The following is a 1,363-nucleotide window of genomic DNA, read 5'->3' on the forward strand; positions in this document are numbered from 1 at the left end:
TGAAGCGCCCCAGGTTTCGTGCCGCTCTCATACGGGCTGCTCCTGCGGGATGAGGGCAGCGTAGTGGGCCTCCTCGGCCTCGTTCGGGGTGATCATTCCGAGGGTGCCGTGCAGACGTCGGTTGTTCCACCAGTCGACCCAGCCGGCAGTGGCGTACTCCACGTCGGAGACGGCCTTGTAGGGCCCGGCGTGGAAGACGGTGGTGCGGACGCACTCGGTCTTGAACAGGCCGATCACGCTCTCCATCAGCGCGTTGTCGTAGGCATCGCCGACCGAGCCGATCGAGGGCGCGATGCCTTCCAGGGCCAGGTGCTCGGTGAACCGCAGCGCGGTGTACTGACTGCCGGCGTCGCTGTGACTGATCAACTGGCCCGGCTCGACGGCCCGGTCCTCGCGGGAGCGCTGCCAGATCGCCATCCGCAGCGGCGTCATCACCAGGTCGGTCGTCTTCGTCGTGGCCGCGTGCCAGGCCACGATCTTCTGCGCGAAGACGTCGGCGATGAACGCAACGTAGGCGAACCCGGCCCAGGTACGCACATAGGTGAAGTCCGACACCCAGACCCGGTTGGGCGCCGGCGCGGTGAAGTTCCGATCCAGCAGGTCACCGGCCCGGGTCCCGTCCTTGCCCGGCACCGTCGTGCGCAGCGTCTTGCCCCGGCGCACCCCGGCCAGCCCGAGGGTGCGCATCGCCCGGTCCACCGCGCCGGCGCTGGCTTGCGGCAGGGCAGTGCGGCGCAGGTGGGCGGTCATCTTCCGCCGCCCGTACAGCCCCTCGGGGGCCAGCCGGCGCACGCCGTCCGGACTGGTGGCCCAGGCGGCATCGCGCACCGCGTCCTGCACCTGGGCGTCGGTGACGATGCGGTCGGCGACCGGCCGGGATGGCCGTCTCCACTCTCGGTAGGTCCGCGCGGCGACCTGACAGCCCTGCTCACGCAGGACTCGGCAGATCGACTCGACCGCACGGCCTTGAGCCACTTGATCGGCGATGAACGCCATAATCAGCGGTTGCGGGGGTCGAGCTCCCCGGCGAAGAAAACCGTCGCCGCCTTGAGGATCTCGTTGTCCTCGCGCAGCCGCCGGTTCTCGGCCTTGAGTCGCTTGATCTCCGCTGACTCCTCCGACGTGGTCCCCGGCCGGGCCCCGTCGTCGATCTCGGCCTGGGCCACCCAGCGGCGCACCGACTCCCGGGCCACCCCCAGCTGGCGGGCCACCGCCACCGCCGCGGCCGTGGTCGAGGAGTACTCGCCCCGGTGCTCACGCACCAGCCGCACCGCACGCTCCCTCAGCGCCGGATCGATCTTCTTCGGCATGACGCCATCCTCCGTGACTCACAAGGAGGCGGCACAGAACCTGGGGCGCTTCA

At 70.3% G+C, this 1,363-nt stretch carries 1 protein-coding gene; it reads right to left on the reverse strand.

Annotation, left to right across the window (positions count from 1 at the left end; genetic code table 11):
- Positions 1-27 precede the first annotated feature (27 nt).
- A protein-coding gene (locus E9565_RS21815; protein ID WP_236831514.1) for an IS3 family transposase occupies positions 28-1,310 on the reverse strand; the annotation gives its coding sequence in 2 pieces (ribosomal slippage) (positions 28-1,037 and positions 1,037-1,310; 1,284 coding nt in all).
- Between the last annotated feature and the right edge of the window lie 53 nt (positions 1,311-1,363).

Origin of the sequence: Blastococcus sp. KM273129 (assembly GCF_021698995.1) — a bacterium.
In the GTDB taxonomy this organism is placed as follows: domain Bacteria; phylum Actinomycetota; class Actinomycetes; order Mycobacteriales; family Geodermatophilaceae; genus Blastococcus.